Here is a 20144-nt window from a genome sequence, read left to right as displayed (position 1 = left end):
CTTCATCCGCATAATGTCTATCTAAGGAAAGGGCCCTCCGATATGCGCATTCTCGTTACTGGCGGCGCTGGCTTTATCGGCTCAGCCCTGATTCGCCACCTGATCCAGCACACCGAGCACGAGGTGCTCAACCTGGACAAGCTGACTTACGCCGGCAACCTCGAGTCGCTGACCAGCATCGCGTCCAACAGCCGCTATGAGTTTGTCCAGGCCGATATCATCGACCAGGCCACCGTCAGCGCCTTGCTCGCACGCTTCGAACCCGATGCGATCATGCACTTGGCGGCCGAGTCCCATGTCGACCGCTCCATTGACGGCCCGTCGGATTTTATCCAGACCAACATCGTTGGCACCTACAGCCTGCTGGAAGCCACGCGAGCCTATTGGCAGAAGCTGGCAGAGCCGGCAAAAAGCGCATTCCGTTTCCACCACATCTCCACTGATGAGGTGTATGGCGACCTGCACGGCGTGGACGACCTCTTCACCGAGACCACGCCTTACGCACCGAGCTCGCCGTATTCCGCGAGCAAGGCAGCGTCCGACCACCTGGTACGCGCCTGGCAGCGCACCTATGGCCTGCCGGTGCTGTTGACCAACTGCTCGAACAATTACGGGCCGTTCCATTTCCCCGAAAAATTGATCCCCCTGGTGATTCTCAACGCCCTGGCGGGCAAGCCACTGCCGGTGTATGGCGATGGTCTGCAGGTGCGTGACTGGCTGTTCGTTGAGGATCATGCCCGTGCGCTGCTCACAGTGGTCACCACTGGGGTTGTGGGCGAAACCTACAATATCGGCGGCCACAACGAACAGAAGAACATCGACGTGGTACGTGGCATCTGCGCCCTGCTGGAAGAACTGGCGCCGCAACGCCCAGCCGGTGTGGAGAAATTCACTGACCTGATCACCTTCGTCAAGGATCGCCCAGGCCACGACCAACGCTACGCCATCGACGCCAGCAAGATCGAACGCGAACTGGGCTGGGTCCCGGAAGAAACCTTCGAGACCGGCCTGCGCAAAACCGTACAGTGGTACCTCGATAATCTGGAATGGTGCAGCAGGGTCCAGGACGGCAGTTATCAGGGAGAACGATTGGGCAACACCGACTTGAAGGATCTAATCGCATGATGAAGGGAATTGTATTGGCTGGCGGCTCCGGCACTCGCCTACACCCCATTACGTTGGGAGTGTCCAAACAGCTGTTGCCGGTGTATGACAAGCCGATGATCTACTACCCGATATCCGTGCTGATGCTCGCAGGCATCAAGGACATTCTGGTGATCTCCACTCCGGTGGACCTACCGCAGTACCGAAACCTGCTGGGAGACGGCAGCCAGTTTGGCGTGCGTTTCACATATGCCGAACAGCCTTCCCCGGACGGGCTGGCTCAAGCATTTATCATTGGCGAAGAGTTCATCGGTGATGACGCGGTGTGCCTGATTCTGGGGGACAACATCTTCCACGGCCAGCATTTTGGCGATCAGTTACGCACCGCAGCCGAGCGCTCCTCGGGCGCTACTGTTTTCGGCTATTGGGTGAAAGACCCGGAGCGCTTCGGTGTGATTGATTTCGATAAAGAGGGCCGCGCCCTTTCCATCGAAGAAAAACCGGCAAAGCCCAAGTCACCGTATGCCGTGACCGGCCTGTACTTCTACGACAACGACGTGATCAAGATCGCCAAGGCGGTCAAGCCTTCGCCACGCGGCGAGCTGGAGATCACCGACGTCAACAATGCCTACCTTCAGCGTGGCGATCTTCACGTTGAACGCTTCGGCCGTGGGTTCGCCTGGCTCGACACCGGCACCCATGACAGCCTGCTGGAAGCCTCGACCTACGTTCAGACCATCGAGCACCGCCAGGGCTTGAAAGTGGCATGCCTGGAAGAGATCGCCTATGAAAATGGCTGGATCGATCGTGATTATCTGCTGGAGCGCGCCAAGTACTTTGGCAAGACCGGCTACGGCCAATACCTCTACTCGCTTGCCGGAGAGACCCAGTGAATGTAGTTGAAACCACACTACCCGGCGTACTGATCCTCGAGCCAAAGGTATTCGGCGACGAACGCGGTTTCTTCTACGAAAGTTTCAATGCGCGCGCCTTTGAAACGGCCACCGGGCTCAAGCGTAATTTCGTGCAGGACAATCACTCACGCTCGCAAAAAGGCGTGCTGCGAGGTTTGCACTATCAGCTTGAACACACTCAAGGCAAGCTGGTGCGTGTCACCTACGGTGAAGTGTTGGACGTAGCGGTCGACATCCGTCGCAGCTCACCCCACTTTGGCCAGTGGGTGGGTGTCCGCTTGTCGGCACAGAACCATCGCCAACTCTGGGTGCCGGAAGGCTTCGCCCATGGTTTCGTGGTGTTGAGTGAGTACGCAGAGTTCCTGTACAAAACCACCGACTACTACCAGCCAAGCGCCGAGCGCAGCATTCTCTGGAATGATCCGACGCTGGCCATCGACTGGGAGCTGGCCGAACCGCCGCAACTCTCCGCCAAGGATCAGGTCGGCAAACTGCTCATGGAAGCTGACTTGTTCCCATGAAAATCCTCATCACCGGCCAACACGGCCAAGTCTCCCAGGAGCTGCAACAGCGGCTCCAGGGCCTGGGCGAACTCATCGTCCTGGGCCGCGACCAGCTTGACCTGGCAGACGCAGACCTTATCCGCCAGCAAGTGCGCGCCCATCGCCCTGGACTGATCATCAACGCGGCGGCACACACCGCCGTCGATCTGGCCGAGAGCGAGCCGGACGCTGCGTTCGCCATCAATGCCATCGCCCCCGGCATCCTCGCCGAAGAAGCCAAGGCCCTGGGCATCCCGCTGATTCACTACTCGACCGACTACGTGTTCGACGGCACCAAACCTGCCCCGTACACCGAAAGCGACACGCCGAACCCATTGGGTGTCTACGGCCAGAGCAAGCTGGCGGGTGAGCAGGCGATTGCGGCTGCAGGCGGCGAGTACCTGATCTTGCGCACCAGTTGGGTCTATTCCAGCCACGGCAAGAACTTCCTGCTGACCATGCAGCGCCTCCTGCAGGAAAAACCGCAGATGCGCATCGTGGCCGACCAGATCGGTGCGCCGACCTGGGCCGGGACTATCGCCAACAGCACCCGCGTGCTGATCGAGCAGTGGCAGGCCGGTAAGGCAGGGGATTGGGGTGTTTACCACCTCACTGCCCAGGGTGAGACTTCATGGTTCGGCTTTGCCCAAGCCATTGGCGAGCAACTGCGCGCCGAGGGCAAGGCCTGCGCCGAGCTGGAGCCGATCCCTTCCAGCGCCTACCCGACCCCCGCCAAGCGCCCGCTGAACTCGCGCCTGGACTGCACCCGCCTGCAACAGCAATGGCACGTCAGCCAGCCACAGTGGCAAGACGCATTGCACGAGTGTCTTGCACAGCAGCACTAGGCATAATGCGCCTGTACCCACAGGCGCGACTTCCATGACCCCACCCCTTCCGCGAAGACCCCGCTGGCGCAGCCTCGCCCTGCTGGCTCTGTGCCTGGCACCGCTGTTGTGGCCGCTGGAGCATTTGGCCGAGCGCTATTACCGCAGCGAGCTGGCCGGGCAAAACCGCCAGACCCTCGACCTCTACGTCGCCAACTTGCTGGGCACCCTGCACCGCTACGAAATACTGCCGCAGATCCTCGGGGACTTACCGGCCCTGCGCACTGCATTGGGCGCGCCCCACGTCAGCACCCACCTGGTCAATGCCAACCAGTTGCTCAAGGACGTCGCCGCCCAGGCCGGGGTAGAGGTGATGTATCTGATGGACACCACCGGCAAGACCCTCGCCGCGTCCAACTGGGACAAACAAGACAGCTTTGTGGGGCGTAACTTTTCCTTCCGTCCGTATTTCAGCGAAGCCATGGCCGGGCGCCTCGGCCGGTTCTTCGGCCTGGGCACCACCTCGGCCAAGCGCGGCTACTTCTTCGCCGCCGCGGTGCGTGACGGCGATACCGTCATCGGCGTGCTGGTGGTGAAGGTCGACCTGGACCACACCGAAAGCCTGTGGGGCAATACCCCGGAACAATTGCTGGTCACCGACCACAACGGCGTGGTGATCCTCACTTCGCGCCCGCAATGGCGATTCCGCGCCACTCGGCCACTGACCGCCGAAGAACGCCAGGCCATCATTGCTATCCAGCCCTACCCCACCCGCGACCCGCAGCCGTTGAGCCTCAGCAGCAGCGCTTGGCTACGCCAGTCCACGGCTATCGCCGAGACCGGCTGGAACGTGGAAATCCTCGCGCCGCGCTCGCTGATCAACCGTCCGGTGCGCACGGTCGTCGCCGTGGGCGGTGCCACGTTGTTGGTGCTGATGCTGTTGCTGGGGTTGCTGATGCAGCGCCGCCGGCACTATCTGGAACGCATCGCCTTCGAAGCCAAGGCCCGCCGCGAGTTGGAAATGCGCGTGGCCGAGCGTACCAGCGACCTGGAGGGCCTTAACCGGCGCCTTAAACAGGAAGTGCTGGAGCGCGAGCATGCCCAGCAAGAACTGGTGCGTGCCCAGGACGATCTGGTCCAGGCCGGTAAGCTCTCGGCACTGGGCACTATGTCGGCGAGTATCAGCCATGAATTGAATCAGCCACTGGCGGCGATTCGCAGCTATGCCGAAAACGCGGAGATCCTGCTCGACCATGAGCGCACCAACGATGCCCGCGGCAACCTCAAGCTGATCAGTGAATTGACCGGGCGCATGGCCTCGATCATCGCCCACTTGCGCGCCTTCGCCCGCCGTGACCGTCACGCGCCGGAGAGCGTGGCCCTGCAACCGGCACTGGATGACGCCCTGGCATTACTGGCCAAGCGTCGGCGTTCGATGGAGGTGGAGTTGATTCGCGACTTGCCAGAGGCGACCTTGTGGGTGCAGGCCGGTGAAACCCGTCTGCGCCAGGTGCTGGGTAACTTGCTGGCCAATGCTCTGGACGCCCTCACCGAAAAAGGCCCGCCACGCAGACTCTGGCTGAGTGCCGAAACCACGCCCCAGGGCGTCAACCTGTACATTCGCGACAATGGCCCGGGCTTTTGCATGGAAGCCCTGGGCCGCGCCAGCGAGCCGTTCTACACCACCAAGACGCGCACCCAGGGCCTGGGCCTGGGCCTGGCGATCTGCGACACCCTGATGCGCGCCTTCGGCGGCGAACTGTTGTTCGCCAACCACAAGGAGGGCGGCGCGCTGTTAACCTTGAAATTGCGCGCCGGCTCGCCGGGCGTCAGTCTGCAACCGTCCGAGGACCGCAGTGTATGAGTATCGACAACTCGACTCAGGTGGTATTGATCGACGACGATCCACACCTGCGTCAGGCCCTGTGCCAGACCCTTGACCTGGCCGGCCTGAAAGTCCTGCCCCTGGGAGAAGCCACCGGGCTCACCGCACGCCTGTCCCGCGACTGGCCGGGCGTGGTGGTCAGCGACATTCGCATGCCCGGCATGGACGGCCTGGAACTGTTGGCCGAACTGCACGGCCAGGACCCCGATCTGCCGGTGCTGCTGATCACCGGCCACGGCGACGTACCGCTGGCGGTGCAGGCCATGCGTGCCGGCGCCTATGACTTCCTGGAAAAACCTTTCGCCAGCGACGCGCTGCTCGACAGCGTGCGCCGCGCCCTGGCCCTGCGTCGGCTGGTGCTGGACAACCGCAGCCTGCGCCTGGCTCTCAGCGACCGCCAGCAACTCAGTACGCGCCTGGTAGGGCACTCGCCACAGATGTTGCGCCTGCGCGAGCAAATCGGTGCACTGGCCGCGACCAAGGCCGATGTGCTGATCCTCGGCGAAACCGGGGCAGGCAAGGAGGTCGTCGCCCGCGCCCTGCACGACCTCTCAAGCCGACGCAGCGGCCCGTTTGTGGCGATCAACGCCGGGGCGCTGGCGGAATCGGTGGTAGAAAGCGAACTGTTCGGCCATGAACCCGGCGCGTTTACCGGCGCGCAAAAGCGCCGCATCGGCAAGTTCGAGTTTGCCAATGGCGGCACGCTGTTTCTGGATGAAATTGAAAGCATGAGCCTGGATGTACAGGTCAAGTTGCTGCGCCTTTTACAGGAGCGCGTCGTGGAACGCCTGGGTGGCAATCAGTTGATCCCGCTGGATATCCGCATTATCGCCGCCACCAAGGAAGACCTGCGCCAGGCCGCCGACCAGGGCCGCTTCCGTGCCGACTTGTATTACCGCCTCAATGTGGCGCCGCTGCGCATCCCCCCGCTACGAGAACGGGGTGAAGACGCGCTGATGCTCTTCCAGCACTTCGCCGACGAGGCCAGCAGCCGCCACGGCCTGCCCTTGCACGAACTGCAACCGGGCCAGCGCGCGCTGTTGCTGCGCCACAGCTGGCCGGGCAATGTGCGGGAACTGCAAAACGCCGCGGAGCGTTTCGCCCTCGGCCTGGAGTTGGCCCTGGATAACACCCAGGACCACCCCGCCGCCGGTGTGCTGACCTCCACACCCGGAGGCCTGAGCGAGCAAGTCGAACAGTTTGAAAAAAGCCTGATCGCCGCCGAACTGACCCGCCCCCACAGCTCTGTGCGCAGCCTCGCCGAAGCCCTGGGCGTACCGCGCAAAACCTTGCACGACAAACTGCGCAAACACGGCCTGAACTTCGCCGACAGTGCCGGCCAGAGCGCCGATGACGAATGACATCGTCCACCTACAAAGAGGCCGCCATGAGCAGTGATAGCCGTTACCTGGAATCCATCCTTCACCACGACATCCCACTCACCCGGGAAATGGGCCTCAGGGTGCTCGACTGGCAACACGATCAACTGCAACTGCACCTGCCCTTGCAAGCCAATATCAACCACAAGAGCACCATGTTCGGCGGCAGCCTCTACTGCGGCGCGGTGCTGGCGGGTTGGGGCTGGCTGCACCTGAAGCTGCGTGAAGCCGGGATTGAAGACGGGCACATCGTGATTCAGGAAGGTCAGATCAGCTACCCGCTGCCGGTGACCCAGGACGCGACAGCCATTTGCGCGGCGCCGGATGAAAAGATTTGGAAGCGCTTTGTGGCGACCTATCAGCGCTATGGGCGGGCGCGGTTGGCGCTGGAGACGTGGATTGTGAATGAGGGCAGTGCAGAGCGTGCCGTCGTCTTTACCGGCCAATACGTCCTGCATCGCTAGCAGCCATGACACAAAACAACTGTGGGAGCGGGCTTGCCTGCGATAGCGGTGGATCAGCCAATACCTGTATGACTGACACTCCGCCATCGCGGGCAAGCCCGCTCCCACATTTTGCTCTGCAGTGGCCTTAAGATCTGGCCAGGGTCAACAGCCGCTCACGCCACGCCGCCTTGGCCGGCAACGCCAGAAAGAACGGGTTCAGCAACGACTCCCGCGCCGGGTAACTGAACGGCTTGCCATTCAACTCCAATACTTCACCCCCAGCCCCTTCCAATACACCCTGAGCCGCTGCGGTATCCCACTGCGAGGTCGGCGCCAGGCGCGGATAACAATCGGCACTGCCCTCGGCTAATAAGCAAAACTTCAACGAGCTGCCGATATTCGCCAGTTTCAACTCGCCCAAGCCTTCACTGAGACCATTGAGCAGGCGCTCCTGCTCAGGGCTGGTATGACGACGGCTGGCCACCACCGTAAAGGCCTCACCCGAGGCTGGGGCCTGGCGTACTTGAATCTGCTTGGGCGCTGCATTGACGTCCGAACGCCAAGCCCCCAGGCCCGCGCCGCCGAAGTAGCAACGGCCAGTGGTCGGTATCGACACCACGCCGAACACCACGCGCCCTTGTTCGATCAATGCAATATTGACGGTGAACTCTTCACTGCCAGAAATGAATTCCTTGGTGCCATCCAGAGGGTCAACCAACCACCAGCGCTGCCAGCCGGCACGCACGCTCTGATCGATATCGGCGTCCTCTTCAGACAGCACTGGAATGCTTGGGTCCAGCGCGGTGAGGCCTGCGAGAATGAGATGGTGGGCAGCCAGGTCGGCAGCCGTCACGGGAGAATCATCCGCCTTGGACGTCACGGCTACCTCGGCACGCCAGTACGGCAGGATGGCTTCACCCGCCTGCCGAGCCAGCTCAATGACCGGTGCGATAAACGGGTGGCCTAAAAACAGTTCGCTCATGCGGTGAACGCTCCACGCTGGGTCAACAGGTCTCTTACCAGATACAGCGCAGCCAGGGCTCGACCTTCGCTGAACTGCTCGTTTTGCGCCAGCGCCGACAGCTCACGCAGGTTGACCCGGTCTACCCGCATTGGTTCGGGCTCATCACCTTCAAGACGCTCTTCGTAGAGATCGGTAGCCAACACCACCTGGATCTTCTGGCTCATATAGCCGGGCGACAATGACAGCTCGGTGATGTGCTCCAACTGCCGTGCACCGTAGCCGGCCTCTTCCTTGAGTTCGCGGTCTGCCGCTGCAAGCACGTCTTCGCCGGGCTCGATCAGGCCTTTGGGCAACGACAACTCATATTCGTCAGTGCCGCCGCAGTATTCTTCCACCAGCACTGCATGATCTTCATCGATCATCGCCACAATCATCACAGCGCCGTAGCCCGTGCCACGCCCGACAAGACGCTCATAGGTCCGCTCAACGCCATTGGAAAAGCGCAATTGCACTTCCTCCACGCGGAACAAACGGCTATTGGCGACTATTTCGCGGGCGAGGACAGTGGGTTTCTGGCGCATAAACGGCTCCTTGGCGTGATCGGGTTACTATACCGTGGCTTTTCCGATTGTCTGTGTCGGATATTTTTACTTACATGAGACCCCACCATGTCCTCTCTGCCCTGGCACGCCATCGACACCGTCCTGCTGGACATGGACGGCACCCTGCTCGACCTGCATTACGACAACCACTTCTGGATGGAACACCTGCCGCAACGCTATGCCGAACTGCACGGCGTAAGCCGAGCCATGGCCGAGATGGAGTTGCAGCCACTGTTCGAGCGTAACGCCGGACAGTTGCAATGGTATTGCCTGGATTTCTGGAGCGCCGAGCTCAAGATCCCGGTGCGCGAACTCAAGTTGGAAACCGCCCACCTGATTGCCCTGCGTCCGGATGCCGATACCTTCCTGGCGGCGATCAAACAGGCCGGCAAGCGCGTGATCATGATCACCAACGCTCATCGTGATTCGCTGTCATTGAAGTTGGAGCGCATTGAACTGGCGCCGTATTTCGAGCGATTGATCAGCTCTCACGACTACGGTTTTCCCAAGGAAAACCCGCAATTCTGGGAGGCCTTACAAGCGGATATCCACTTTGACCCGGCCCGTAGCCTGTTTATAGATGACACTTTGCCGATCCTGCGCAGTGCCCGGGATTTCGGCGTGGGACATTTACTGGCAGTGAAAGAACCTGATAGCAAAAAAGGCTCAAAGGACACCGCAGAATTTGCGGCCGTCGGGGATTATCGAGAACTCATCGCCGGGCTTTGATCAAGTGTGGGAGGGAGCAAGCCCCTCCCACATTTTGTTCTGCGTATTACTCAGGGATGCGCAGTGTCTGGCCCGGGTAGATCTTGTCCGGATGCGACAACAGTGGCTTGTTAGCCTCGAAAATCTTGTTGTACTTATTCGCGTCGCCATAGACCGTTTTAGAGATTGCGCTGAGAGTGTCACCGCTTTTCACAACAACAAAGCGTGAAGCCACCACGACTGGACCACTGACAGTAATCTGGTCATCCACACTTGCCACGCCGGCAATGTTGCCCAGCGCCAACAGGATCTTTTCTTTCTCTTCCTGCGTGGCCACTTCACCGGTCACTGTGACCTTGTCGCCATCCACCGTGGTCTGCACGTTTGGATTACCCAGGCCCACCTTGCTCACATGCTCCTTCAACTGCTCACTGGCGTTCGCATTACCCGGCGTCAACAGGTCGACAATCTTTTCGCCGGCTTCTTTGATAAAGCTAAAAATACTCATGGTGCGCTCTCCTTGGGATTTAATTTCCAGATGCCCAAGACTAGACCAGTCCTGCCGACTTGGGTTCCAGACTGGCTAAAGACTCAAAAGTATCGCAATCACCCCTGCCTGGAATAAGCCCGACGAAAACGCGGGTGAACCTTGATCGACGCCCTCTATCAATAGATCAATACAGGCGATTAGACGCGACCCTTTGTCGCGCCTAGTCTAGTCACTGATCAATCCGCCGGTGGTACTGCCTCATGAACGCCAAGCGCCCTCACTGCGCGGCGCCCGCTCTCGAATCGACCGCGCCCCTCGCCAGCCAGAGCTATCACTATTGCAATCTTGAACACACTGAAGTCGCCAGCACTGCGCTGGCCGAAGAAGTGGCGTTGGCGATTGCCTATAACGATATCAGCCAGGCGGTGATGCTGGTGACGCCTACGGACCTGGAAGACTTCATTGTAGGTTTCAGCCTCGGCAGCGGCATTATCACCGACGTTAACGACATTTATGACCTGAAAATCAGCGGTTCGGGCGCAGCCCAGTACGCCCAGGTACAGGTGTCCAGCCGTGCGTTCTGGAACCTCAAGCAGCAACGCCGCCAATTGGCGGGCACCAGCGGCTGCGGCCTGTGTGGCGTGGAAGCGGTAGAGCAAGCATTGCCCGACCTTCAGGTATTGCCCGGCGCGCCCTTGCCGCCGGCGCAGTGGCTCGACGGCCTGCGCCAGCGTATCAGCGCATTCCAACCCCTGGGCCAGCACAGCGGCGCCGTGCATGCGGCGGTTTTTATGAACAGCCAGGGCGAATTGCTGATGGGTCGCGAAGACATCGGCCGGCATAACGCCCTGGATAAATTGATTGGCGCGTTGATCCGTCAAAAGATTCCGACCGACGGCGGCCTGGCGATTGTTACCAGCCGCTGCAGCCTCGAATTGATTCAGAAAGTCTTGCGCGCGGGCATCCAGACCCTGGTCAGCCTGTCGTCGCCCACGGGCCTGGCCCTGCAATGGGCACGCCGGCACAACCTCAATCTCATCCACCTGCCGCAAAAAAGCGCGCCACGGGTCTATAGCCCTGCGATGGAGCACCAGCCATGAGCCTTCACCACCAAGCCGACCAGACCCCAACCCCACGCTACAAGCCCTATAAAGGCCCAGCCGGTGGCTGGGGCGCCCTGATCAGTGTGGCGCAAGCCTGGCTGACCAGCGACAACGCCCTCAAAAACCTGCGCATGATGCTCAAGACCAATCAGAACGGCGGCTTCGACTGCCCGGGTTGTGCCTGGGGCGACTCGCCGGAAAGCGGCATGGTCAAGTTCTGCGAAAACGGCGCCAAAGCGGTCAACTGGGAAGCCACCAAGCGCCGCGTCGATGCGGCCTTCTTCGCCAAGCACAGCGTCACGGCGTTGCTGGAGCAAAGCGACTACTGGCTGGAGTACCAGGGCCGCCTGACGGAGCCAATGCGCTATGACGCCGAGACCGATCACTACCTGCCCATCAGTTGGGATGCGGCGTTCGACCTGATCGGCAAGCACCTCAACGCGCTGCCCAGCCCGAACATGGCCGAGTTCTATACCTCGGGCCGCGCCAGCAACGAAGCCGCCTACCTGTACCAGCTGTTCGTACGCGCCTTTGGCACCAACAACTTCCCGGACTGCTCGAACATGTGCCACGAAGCCAGCGGCGTAGCCCTGGCGCAGAGTGTCGGCGTGGGCAAAGGTACCGTAACCTTTGATGACTTCGAACATGCCGATGCCATTTTCGTCTGGGGCCAGAACCCCGGTACCAACCACCCACGCATGCTCGAGCCGCTGCGCGAAGCGGTGAAACGCGGCGCTCAGGTGGTGTGTATCAACCCGCTCAAAGAGCGCGGCCTGGAGCGTTTCCAACACCCGCAACATCCGTTGGAAATGCTCACCAACGGCGACAAGCCGACCAACACCGCCTACTTCCGCCCGGCGCTGGGTGGCGATATGGCTATCTTGCGTGGCATGGCCAAGTTCCTGCTGCTGTGGGAACGCCAAGCCCTGGCCGAAGGCAAGGAAGCGGTGTTCGACCACGACTTCCTCAACGAGCACACTGCCAACGTCCTGGAATACCTGGGTCAGATCGACGACACCTCGTGGGAGGAGATCGTCGAGCAGTCCGGCCTGACCCTGGTGGAGATCGAGCAAGCGGCACGCATGTACGCCAAAGGCAAGAATGTAATCATGTGCTGGGCGATGGGGATTACCCAGCACCGCCACTCGGTGCCGACTATCCAGGAAATCGCCAACCTGATGCTGCTGCGCGGCAATATCGGCCGCCCAGGTGCCGGGCTGTGCCCGGTGCGTGGCCACAGTAACGTACAGGGCGACCGCACCATGGGCATCAACGAACGCCCACCGGTGGCGTTTCTGGACGCGCTGGAGCGTCGTTTCCAGTTCCAGGTGCCTCGCGACAATGGCCATAACGTGGTGGAAGCGATTCACGCCATGCTTGAAGGCCGCTCCAAAGTCTTTATCGGCCTGGGCGGCAACTTTGCCCAAGCCACGCCAGACAGCACGCGTACCTTTGAAGCGCTGCGAAATTGCGACCTGACCGTGCAGATCAGCACCAAGCTCAACCGCAGCCACCTGATGCACGGTAAAGATGCGTTGATCTTGCCGTGCCTGGGCCGCACCGACATAGACATCCAGGCCGATGGCCCGCAAGCGGTGACGGTGGAAGACTCGTTCAGCATGGTCCACGGCTCCAATGGCCAACTGCAACCGCTGTCGAAACTGATGAAGTCCGAGCCGGCGATCCTGGCGGGCATTGCTGCCGCCACCCTGGGCAGCAAGCCCGTGGATTGGAACTGGCTGGTGGCCGACTACGGGCGAATCCGCGACCTGATCGCCGACACCATCCCAGGCTTCAAGGACTTCAACGAGAAGATCAAGCATCCAGGCGGTTTCTATCTGGGCAACTCCGCCGGCGCACGCCGCTGGAACACTCCATCAGGTCGCGCCAACTTCCGCCCGAACATCTTGCCCAAAGACCTGATCCACGAGCGCACCCACGCCACGGGCCGGGTGCCGGACCTGATCATGCAGTCAATGCGCTCCCATGATCAGTACAACACCACCATCTACGGCCTGGACGACCGTTATCGCGGGGTCAAAGGCCAGCGTGACGTGCTGTTCGTCAACGAAGCCGACATCATCCGCCTGGGCTTCAAGCCGGGGCAGAAGGCAGACATCGTGTCGCTGTGGGAAGACGGTCGTGAGCGCCGCGTGAAGGGCTTTACGCTGCTGGCATTTGATATTCCGGCGGGGCAGGCGGCGGCTTACTACCCGGAAGTTAACCCATTGGTGCCATTGGAAAGCACTGGCGATGGTAGCCATACGCCAACGTCCAAGTTTGTTGCGATTCGCTTGGAAGCGGCGAGTGACAATGGGTTGATCATGGCGCGCTCGGCCTGACTTGATCCGAGATGTGTGTTGCTTGAACTACCGCTTTCGCGAGCAAGCCCGCTCCCACACTGGGATAGGTTCACCATTGAGACTGTGTGGACCGATCTAATGTGGGAGCGGGCTTGCCCGCGAAGAGGCCGGCACAAGCACCGCACATTCGGCAGGCACAAAAAAAAGGCCGCTTTTGCATAAAAGCGGCCCTTCCGAAGTAGCTAAAGACCCGTAAAAACGACTTAAGTTCCCCATACAAAACAGCAACTTAGCAAATTGTATACAACCTCTGCCGCCGGTCGGATTTCGATTGTCAGCGCCTCGATACAACCTCAGGATCGCGCCGTCATCCCTTGAGGTTTCCCTGAATGAAGTTCTCCTCGATTCTCTTGTTGTCCCTTGGCCTGGTCAGTGGCGCAGCCATGGCAGGCGGCACCACCGAAGCCGGTGTAGGCGGCGCATTGGGTGGGGTACTAGGTTCCGTTGTCGGCCAGCAGCTGGGCGGCAACACCGGCTCGACCATTGGCGCTGCCTTGGGTGGCGCAGGCGGTAGTGCAGTCGGCGCCGACAAACGTAGCCGTGGCGAAGCCGCCATTGGTGGCGCACTGGGCGCAGCCGGCGGTAACGTCGTAGGGCGCAGCGTTGGCGGCAGCACCGGCGCACTGATCGGCTCCGCAGCCGGCGGTGGCGCGGGCGGCGCGCTAGGCAACTACATGGGTAACGAAAGTGATCGCGACAGCCGCCATTACCGCGATCGCGACCGTGACGATCGTCGCTACTACCGCGATGGCCACCCAGGTCGCGGCCATGCCTATGGGCATCGCAAGAACAAGCATCGTTATCGCGACTGATTAACCCGCGCTCTGACGAACACATCCGATGTGGGAGCCGGGCTTGCCCGCGATAGCAGTGAATCAGGTTTAGATGTACTGCCTGATACTGCGCCATCGCGGGCAAGCCCGGCTCCCACATTTGGTCTGTATTGCTTGTAGGTGCGTCAAACCACCAAGCGCTGCATCGCTTCGCGCAACATTCCCGGAATCGGCACTGGCTGGTTCGAGGCTCGGTCCACAAACACATGGACAAAGCGCCCCGCCGCACACGCCTCCTGCTCGCCCGCCTTGAATACCGCCAGCTCATACTGCACCGAGCTATTGCCCAGCTTGCCCACCCGCAGACCAACCTCAATGCACTCGGGAAAAGCGATCGAGGCGAAGTAATCGCAGGCCGAGCTCACCACAAACCCCACCACTTCACCGTCATGAATATCCAGCCCGCCCTGTTCGATCAGGTAGGTATTAACGGCTGTGTCGAAGAAGCTGTAGTAGGTGACGTTATTCACATGGCCGTAGGCATCGTTGTCGTGCCAACGCGTGGTGATCGGTTGGAAGTGGCGGTAGTCGTCGCGCACAGGCGTTGAGTCAGGCATCGGCAAGTCTCATCAAAGTTGATCCAATTGAGCATGGGCCCAGTCGCGCACCTCGGCGTAGGGGTAGTCTTCCAGCGCAGCAAAACCGGGAATGCCCCGCGCCTTCAACTTGGTAAACAACGGTACGCTGATACCGCCAAGGAAACGCGTCAAACGCTCCGCATTCGGCAAGTGCCCCGTGTGCTCATGATGCCTGTGGATAAAATCACCGCACAGCCCCATGAAGTTTTTATCCACAAGCGGCGGCAGGCTCGGCGGCGCCGGCAGATGGGCGACCTGGCCGTGGCATACCGAACAATGCCCGCAACGCTGGGGCGCATTATCATCACCAAAGTAGTGCGCCAGACGTTGCCCCAGGCAGTGGTCGGTGGCGAACAGGTCGAGCATGGCGTGAATCCGCGCGACCTCCGTCATTTCATGCTGCTTGAAGCCTGTGTATAACTCGGCGCTTAACGCGTGCGGGTCGAAATGGGTGTCGAGCAAACTGTAGACCTCAGTCATCTGCTTGCTTTCGAGCTCGATCAGGCCCTGCTCCTGAAAATAATCCAGTGCCTTCACCACCCGGCTACGCTCGGCATTGTGCTGTTGATAAAGCGCATCGAAATCGACCGTCGCCCAGGTTTTAGCGCGCTTGCACACCTGGATGATCGCCGCGACAAACTGCTGCCGCTCGCCGGAAAAACGCGCCAGCAAGGCTTCGGGTTCGATCAGGTATTTAAAACGGTATTCCGCATAAAACGCATAGCGCGGCGCGATCACGCCCTTGAGCTCCAACTGCACCAGGAGCGTCTTGAGCGGCAACTCGCGAATATTGCTGTGGTCCGACAGCGACCTGAGCAGGAACTCCCACTGCCCTTCACTACGCGCGGCCTGCAATTCCTCCAGTACGCGAAAAATGCCGTCCTGCTCCGGCGTATCACCGTACACGAAGTTTTCCAGCACATTGAGGCTGTCGCGGTTGGCCAACACCAGGCAATCCGACGGCTGCCCGTCACGCCCTGCGCGGCCGATTTCCTGGCTGTAGTTCTCGATTGACTTGGGCAGGTCGAAGTGCACGACATTGCGGATGTCACTCTTGTCGATGCCCATGCCAAACGCGATAGTTGCGACAATGCAATTGGAACGCCCGCCCATGAAACGCTGCTGGATACCTTCGCGCTTTTCATGGGGCAGCCCCGCGTGATAAGCCTCGGCCTGAATACCGTGGCGGTTCAGATGCTCGGAAATCTGTTCGGCGGTTTTCTGCAAGGTGACGTAGACAATACTCGGCTGGTTGGCCCGCGCTTTCATCCACTCCACCAGCCTGCGGCGTTTGTCGTGGCCGCTGACCGGTTCCACCAGCAGGTTGAGGTTTGGGCGATAGAAGCCCGTGGTCACTACATCTTCGGCAGCAATGGCGAACTTGGCCTGCATGTCGGCGATCACCTTGGGCGTGGCCGTGGCCGTCAACAGCAGCGCCTGAGGGATGTTGAACTGGCGCTGGTAGTCCGGCAGCTTCAAATAATCCGGGCGAAAGTTGTGGCCCCATTCGGAAATACAGTGCGCCTCGTCTACCACCAGCAACGAGATCTGCACGCTGTTCAGGAAATTACGGAAACGCTCGTTCTTCAAACGCTCCACGGAAATCATCAGAATCTTGAGCTCGCCCGATCGCGCACGGGCCATTACATCATTGGCCTCATCACGGCTCTGGGCCGAGTCGATACTGCCCGCCGAAATGCCATGGCGCTGCAGGAAACCCAACTGGTCCTGCATCAACGCCAGCAACGGCGACACCACCAGCGTCAGGTGCGGCAGCAACACGGCCGACAACTGGTAACACAAGGATTTGCCCGACCCCGTAGGGAAAATGGCGGCGGCAGATCGCCCAGCCAGCACGGCGCTGACCGTCTCTTCCTGGCCCAAGCGAAAGTGTGGGTAACCAAAGACCTGCTGGAGGGTGTCGTGCATAAGGCTGTCACTCCATTGACCGCTGAGTTGGCTCAAAAACATAGCCCGGGAATCTCAGCGAATCGAGAAAGGTCGCAAGGAAAAAAGAGACAGGATGATACACAGGGGGAGGGATGGCTCAGGGCCGAAGTGGGACTTTTCCTAGAAAGTAACAGGACGCCGCAGATAAAAATGTGGGAGCTGGCTAGCCCTCTCCCACATTTCACAACCGTGCTACTGCTGAATCAGCGGTTCTGCACCCGCTCGATCGCCGTGTCATACACCGGGTTGGCCTTTTGCTCCTTGGCCAACTGGTAATGACGCAGCGCATCCGGGAACTGCCCGGCCGCTTCGTAGATGCGTGCAATGTTGTAGTAAGCACCGGCGCGCACAGTCGCGGCATTGGTACCGGTGGCCAGGGCGATAGCCTTGCGGTTGGCCCAGATCGACTCCGCGGTATTGCCGGCTTTCTGATACGCCAGGCCAAGGTTGCCGTAAGCCTTGCCGAAGCTGTTATCCAGCTCGATGGCTTGACGGAAGAAGTCGATGGCCTGGTCCAGGTTACCGGCCTGGTAGGCCGCTTCGCCCTTGAGGTTCAGCTTCTTCGCATCGGCCTGTACCGACGAGCTCACCGTCACGGCGGTGACGGCAATGCTGTCATCCAGCAACGGCTTGACCTCGTTGAGTACATCTTCGGCGCCAACTCTCACGCCGGTGAAGGTGTTGATGTCCTGGAAGTCGCCACTGCCGGTCATGCGGAACACGGTCCACAGGTTGCCCGTGCGGTTCTGCGGCACATAGTAAGTGCGTACCAGGGATTGCCCCATGTACACGAACACCTTGGCCTCACTGTTGGACAACTCGCTAGAGGTGGGAGAGCCGCTGTTGGAATAGTCGTGCACGGCATAGACGTAGCTTTCGCCGTAATGCTTTTTCTGCAGGGTGATGGTCTCCGGGCCATAGCTATCGGTGTCATCAACGTCCAGTTCGGCGTCGGTGCCCTTTTTATTGTTGAAGAAGATGTTATTGCCGGGGAAGATCATATGGGAGTCGAGGTCGCGCGGAGCCTTGCCCCAGGTCAACACCACACGCAGGCCGTCGAGATTTTCCATCACCGGGCTGATGGCATAGGTCATGCCTTTGCACGGGCACTTCACCACCAGGTTGGAATAGCCAGGCTTCTTGATGATCAGCAGGTTGCTGGCATCGTCAGCCGCTTCACTGGTCAGCGTTACCTGGCCTTGCGCGTTGGTACGGCCCACCACGTTCTGCGCGCCATTACGTTGCAGCAGCACTTCGGCATCGGCGATTTTCTGGTCCTTGACCACCGCGCTCAGCACCTCAATCGGCAACTGCTCGGCCTGGGCAGAAAACGCCACCGCACACAAAGACATCGCCGAGGCGACACGAAGCAAACCCATGCTTAACTCCCTTTAAGTAGTGGGCGGAATCGCCCTACAAGATTTTGCGGTGAAACATACGCTGAAATGAGCTCGCTGGCAGATTTTTTATACAAGTTGTGACGGGCGTTTTATCCCGCCTACCGAGCTACGCATTGCGCTACAATCAAGCCTTGCTTTCCAAGAGGACGCAGCGATGAGCGAACTGACGTTTGAGCAAAAACAGGATCACTATCACAAGATCCGGCGTTCCAATTACTTGGCCAGTCTGCGCCTGGAAGGGTTCGATACCCAACCGACCGACGTCGACAAACCCCTGCCGACACGCGAAGACGTCCTTGCCAAGTACCGCAACACCTCTAGCTGATGCTCGACAAATACGGGGTGGGCCAGGACCCATACTGCTACCCCGGTAGCAGCACTCTGCGCAACCGCCTCGATTTGCTCGATGAAGCACGCCTGCACCAGGCCGAGCGGGAATTATCCGAAATCGCCGTAGGCAACCTTCCACTCTTTCCACCGCCCTACGACCTTGATCGCCTGCAACACATTCACCGCATCCTGTTCGGGGACATTTATGACTGGGCCGGCGAACTGCGCAGCGTCAACATCCAGAAAGGCGACACGCTGTTTTGCACCCCGGAGCGTATTCCACCGGAAGCGGCGAAAATTGTCCGGCATATGCAAGACGCCAATTGGTATGTCGGTGCGACCCAGGCTGACCTTGTGCGCCAAATCGCTGAAGCTTATGGCGACCTGAATGTCATTCATCCCTTCCGCGAGGGGAATGGACGGGCGCAGCGGATCCTGTTTGAACAGATCATCGTGAATGCGGGGTTTTCGGTGAATTGGTGGCTCGTAAAACATGCGGCCTGGATACCCGCGAATATTGATGCGGTGGCGTGCGACTATCGGGGCTTGGAGGCGATTTTTGAGCGGTGTATCGGTAGGCCTCTCAGTGCCTGATCGAACCGCGAACGATTAAACCATCTGTTTATTGCTCGAGAACAACCTCACTTTTAAGGTTCGGCTCGTCGCTGCCAATTCAGCGACCAAACAGCCACCCCGCAGCTAAACCTGTAGGAGCAAGCTCGCTCCTACAAAAAGCCTTAGGGCAAACCCGGCGCCCACATTTGCTCGGTTCGGCCAGCAAAATCGGTATCACGTCATAAATGCAGGAAGGCATTGTAAGAAACCAAAAAACGGCGCGTCGTCCGTTTCCCAAACTGCCTCAAACAGGGTCTCGCCCCTCTACAGAAACGCCCTTTTCCTGGCCGAAACTAGCCCCCTCTCCCAACGTTCTCGGCATAACTTTGTGAACATCGAAAGGATTCAACACTTCAGCCACTATGGCATCACCTTCACGATGATTCGCCTTGGTACTGGCAAACCGGAATTGCCAGCGTGGCTGGCGCGATGAACGAGTACATTCAGTGGATCAATCTGCTGCTCTTCTTAATACTGGCCGCTGTAATTGATAGAACAATAAGGTTGCCCCTACTCAGAAAATGGCTCGGGCTCTGCCTATTGATAACCGGTCCAATCCTTCTTTTGTATGCCACGTCTTGGATCATAGGGGCACAGCTTGAAAGTCTGCCGATAGTCGCCTTTGTGACAGGCATCGGGTTGCTGAGCACCCCGAATATCTATTGCAGGGTAAACAACACTCACCCTTTGATGATTGGTCCCACCATGAACCTGTCTCCCAACTTCCCCGAAGGTCCCGTCATGCAGCAGCTCCTGCAATTGCTGCATGAAGAAATCGGCTTGCCAAAACACAAGACCATCGACCTGCACACCTCACTGAACTTCGACCTCGGGTGCGATGGCGCTGATGCCAAGCAATTCATGGAGGCGCTTGAACAGGATTTCGGGGTCGACCTGGGCGACTACGACGCTTATCGTTACTTCCAGCCGCCGGTGTTCGACGTGTTCCTGAAGCGTCGCGCCAAGGGCCGTGGTGACAAGATCCCACTGACCATCGGCATGCTCTACCTGGCGATCAAGACCCACCGCTGGGACACGCAGACGCTGGAAAACCTGAGCTGACCGGAGGAACACTGAGCGCAAAATGTGGGGGCGGGCTTGCTCGCGAATACGG

Annotated in this window: 20 protein-coding genes; 14 read left to right on the top strand and 6 right to left on the bottom strand. The window is 59.7% G+C overall.

The features are described from left to right. Nucleotides 1-42: 42 nt before the first annotated feature. Genes rfbB through GIV35_RS00190 form a run of 7 tightly spaced genes read left to right on the top strand, consistent with a single transcriptional unit; the run spans nt 43 to nt 7112 of the window. On the top strand, nt 43-1125 hold the full coding sequence (rfbB, locus tag GIV35_RS00220; RefSeq protein WP_054896641.1) for a dTDP-glucose 4,6-dehydratase: 1083 nt from the start codon (nt 43-45) through the stop codon (nt 1123-1125). Further along, nucleotides 1122-1997: a glucose-1-phosphate thymidylyltransferase RfbA gene (gene rfbA, locus GIV35_RS00215; protein ID WP_003187717.1), complete on the top strand. Its 876-nt coding sequence runs from the start codon at nt 1122-1124 to the stop codon at nt 1995-1997. The genes rfbB and rfbA overlap by 4 nt, the downstream gene beginning before the upstream one ends. Continuing rightward, on the top strand, nt 1994-2539 hold the full coding sequence (gene rfbC, locus GIV35_RS00210) for a dTDP-4-dehydrorhamnose 3,5-epimerase (RefSeq protein ID WP_202690950.1): 546 nt from the start codon (nt 1994-1996) through the stop codon (nt 2537-2539). The genes rfbA and rfbC overlap by 4 nt, the downstream gene beginning before the upstream one ends. After that, a complete protein-coding gene (rfbD, locus tag GIV35_RS00205) occupies nt 2536-3405 on the top strand; it encodes a dTDP-4-dehydrorhamnose reductase (protein ID WP_236264397.1) in 870 nt (289 codons plus the stop codon). Before rfbC ends, rfbD begins: the two co-directional genes overlap by 4 nt. 34 nt (nt 3406-3439) lie before the next feature. Further along, complete coding sequence (locus GIV35_RS00200) at nt 3440-5248, top strand: sensor histidine kinase (RefSeq protein WP_105225420.1); 1809 nt, start codon at nt 3440-3442, stop codon at nt 5246-5248. Continuing rightward, entirely contained in the window at nt 5245-6630 is a 1386-nt protein-coding gene (locus tag GIV35_RS00195; RefSeq protein ID WP_198715434.1) for a sigma-54-dependent transcriptional regulator, read from the top strand. Before GIV35_RS00200 ends, GIV35_RS00195 begins: the two co-directional genes overlap by 4 nt. Nucleotides 6631-6656: 26 nt before the next feature. Continuing rightward, complete coding sequence (locus tag GIV35_RS00190) at nt 6657-7112, top strand: thioesterase domain-containing protein (RefSeq protein WP_105225418.1); 456 nt, start codon at nt 6657-6659, stop codon at nt 7110-7112. Nucleotides 7113-7239: 127 nt separating this feature from the next. Here GIV35_RS00190 and cysQ read toward each other — a convergent pair whose 3' ends face one another. Both cysQ and nudE read right to left on the bottom strand, forming a co-directional pair. After that, the gene (gene cysQ, locus GIV35_RS00185) at nt 7240-8076 is read right to left on the bottom strand and encodes a 3'(2'),5'-bisphosphate nucleotidase CysQ (RefSeq protein WP_034125507.1); all 837 of its coding nucleotides are present in this window, start codon (nt 8074-8076) and stop codon (nt 7240-7242) included. Beyond that, on the bottom strand, nt 8073-8639 hold the full coding sequence (nudE, locus tag GIV35_RS00180) for an ADP compounds hydrolase NudE (RefSeq protein ID WP_105225417.1): 567 nt from the start codon (nt 8637-8639) through the stop codon (nt 8073-8075). Before nudE ends, cysQ begins: the two co-directional genes overlap by 4 nt. Nucleotides 8640-8726: 87 nt before the next feature. Between nudE and yrfG the strand changes: the two genes are divergently transcribed. Beyond that, nucleotides 8727-9389 carry a GMP/IMP nucleotidase gene (yrfG, locus tag GIV35_RS00175; protein WP_213153939.1) on the top strand — a complete coding sequence of 221 codons (663 nt, stop codon included), beginning with the start codon at nt 8727-8729 and terminating at the stop codon, nt 9387-9389. 46 nt (nt 9390-9435) lie between these two features. On the opposite strand, the gene lysM is transcribed toward yrfG, so the two are convergent. Further along, the gene (lysM, locus tag GIV35_RS00170) at nt 9436-9876 is read right to left on the bottom strand and encodes a peptidoglycan-binding protein LysM (protein WP_032894105.1); all 441 of its coding nucleotides are present in this window, start codon (nt 9874-9876) and stop codon (nt 9436-9438) included. 242 nt (nt 9877-10118) lie between these two features. Here lysM and fdhD point away from each other — a divergent pair, with 242 nt between their 5' ends. The 3 genes from fdhD (at nt 10119) to GIV35_RS00155 (ending at nt 14136) form a co-directional block, all read left to right on the top strand. Continuing rightward, complete coding sequence (gene fdhD, locus GIV35_RS00165; protein ID WP_236264396.1) at nt 10119-10958, top strand: formate dehydrogenase accessory sulfurtransferase FdhD; 840 nt, start codon at nt 10119-10121, stop codon at nt 10956-10958. Next, nucleotides 10955-13303 carry an FdhF/YdeP family oxidoreductase gene (locus GIV35_RS00160; protein ID WP_236264395.1) on the top strand — a complete coding sequence of 783 codons (2349 nt, stop codon included), beginning with the start codon at nt 10955-10957 and terminating at the stop codon, nt 13301-13303. The genes fdhD and GIV35_RS00160 overlap by 4 nt, the downstream gene beginning before the upstream one ends. A 350-nt stretch (nt 13304-13653) precedes the next feature. Beyond that, nucleotides 13654-14136 carry a glycine zipper domain-containing protein gene (locus GIV35_RS00155; protein WP_034125502.1) on the top strand — a complete coding sequence of 161 codons (483 nt, stop codon included), beginning with the start codon at nt 13654-13656 and terminating at the stop codon, nt 14134-14136. Between the two features lie 146 nt (nt 14137-14282). Here the strand turns inward: GIV35_RS00155 and GIV35_RS00150 are convergent, their stop codons facing one another. From GIV35_RS00150 to GIV35_RS00140, 3 genes are all read right to left on the bottom strand, one after another. Next, nucleotides 14283-14714 (bottom strand): acyl-CoA thioesterase, encoded by a 432-nt coding sequence (locus GIV35_RS00150; protein ID WP_106111062.1) that lies wholly within the window; start codon nt 14712-14714, stop codon nt 14283-14285. A 12-nt stretch (nt 14715-14726) separates the two neighbouring features. After that, nucleotides 14727-16664 carry a RecQ family ATP-dependent DNA helicase gene (locus GIV35_RS00145; protein WP_105225414.1) on the bottom strand — a complete coding sequence of 646 codons (1938 nt, stop codon included), beginning with the start codon at nt 16662-16664 and terminating at the stop codon, nt 14727-14729. A gap of 224 nt (nt 16665-16888) precedes the next feature. Further along, complete coding sequence (locus GIV35_RS00140; RefSeq protein ID WP_034125500.1) at nt 16889-18064, bottom strand: tetratricopeptide repeat protein; 1176 nt, start codon at nt 18062-18064, stop codon at nt 16889-16891. A 175-nt stretch (nt 18065-18239) separates the two neighbouring features. On the opposite strand from GIV35_RS00140, the gene GIV35_RS00135 reads away from it, so the two are divergent. The 3 genes from GIV35_RS00135 (at nt 18240) to GIV35_RS27325 (ending at nt 20092) form a co-directional block, all read left to right on the top strand. Further along, nucleotides 18240-18410 (top strand): YhfG family protein, encoded by a 171-nt coding sequence (locus GIV35_RS00135; RefSeq protein WP_105225412.1) that lies wholly within the window; start codon nt 18240-18242, stop codon nt 18408-18410. Continuing rightward, nucleotides 18410-19009 carry a Fic/DOC family protein gene (locus GIV35_RS00130; RefSeq protein WP_105225411.1) on the top strand — a complete coding sequence of 200 codons (600 nt, stop codon included), beginning with the start codon at nt 18410-18412 and terminating at the stop codon, nt 19007-19009. Before GIV35_RS00135 ends, GIV35_RS00130 begins: the two co-directional genes overlap by 1 nt. A gap of 726 nt (nt 19010-19735) precedes the next feature. Continuing rightward, complete coding sequence (locus GIV35_RS27325) at nt 19736-20092, top strand: DUF1493 family protein (RefSeq protein ID WP_105225410.1); 357 nt, start codon at nt 19736-19738, stop codon at nt 20090-20092. Nucleotides 20093-20144 lie beyond the last annotated feature (52 nt).

Origin of the sequence: Pseudomonas sp. PA-1-6B, from assembly GCF_021609545.1 — a bacterium.
In the GTDB taxonomy this organism is placed as follows: Bacteria; Pseudomonadota; Gammaproteobacteria; order Pseudomonadales; family Pseudomonadaceae; genus Aquipseudomonas; species Aquipseudomonas fluorescens_BV.
This window is presented reverse-complemented; position numbering and strand designations above follow the sequence as displayed.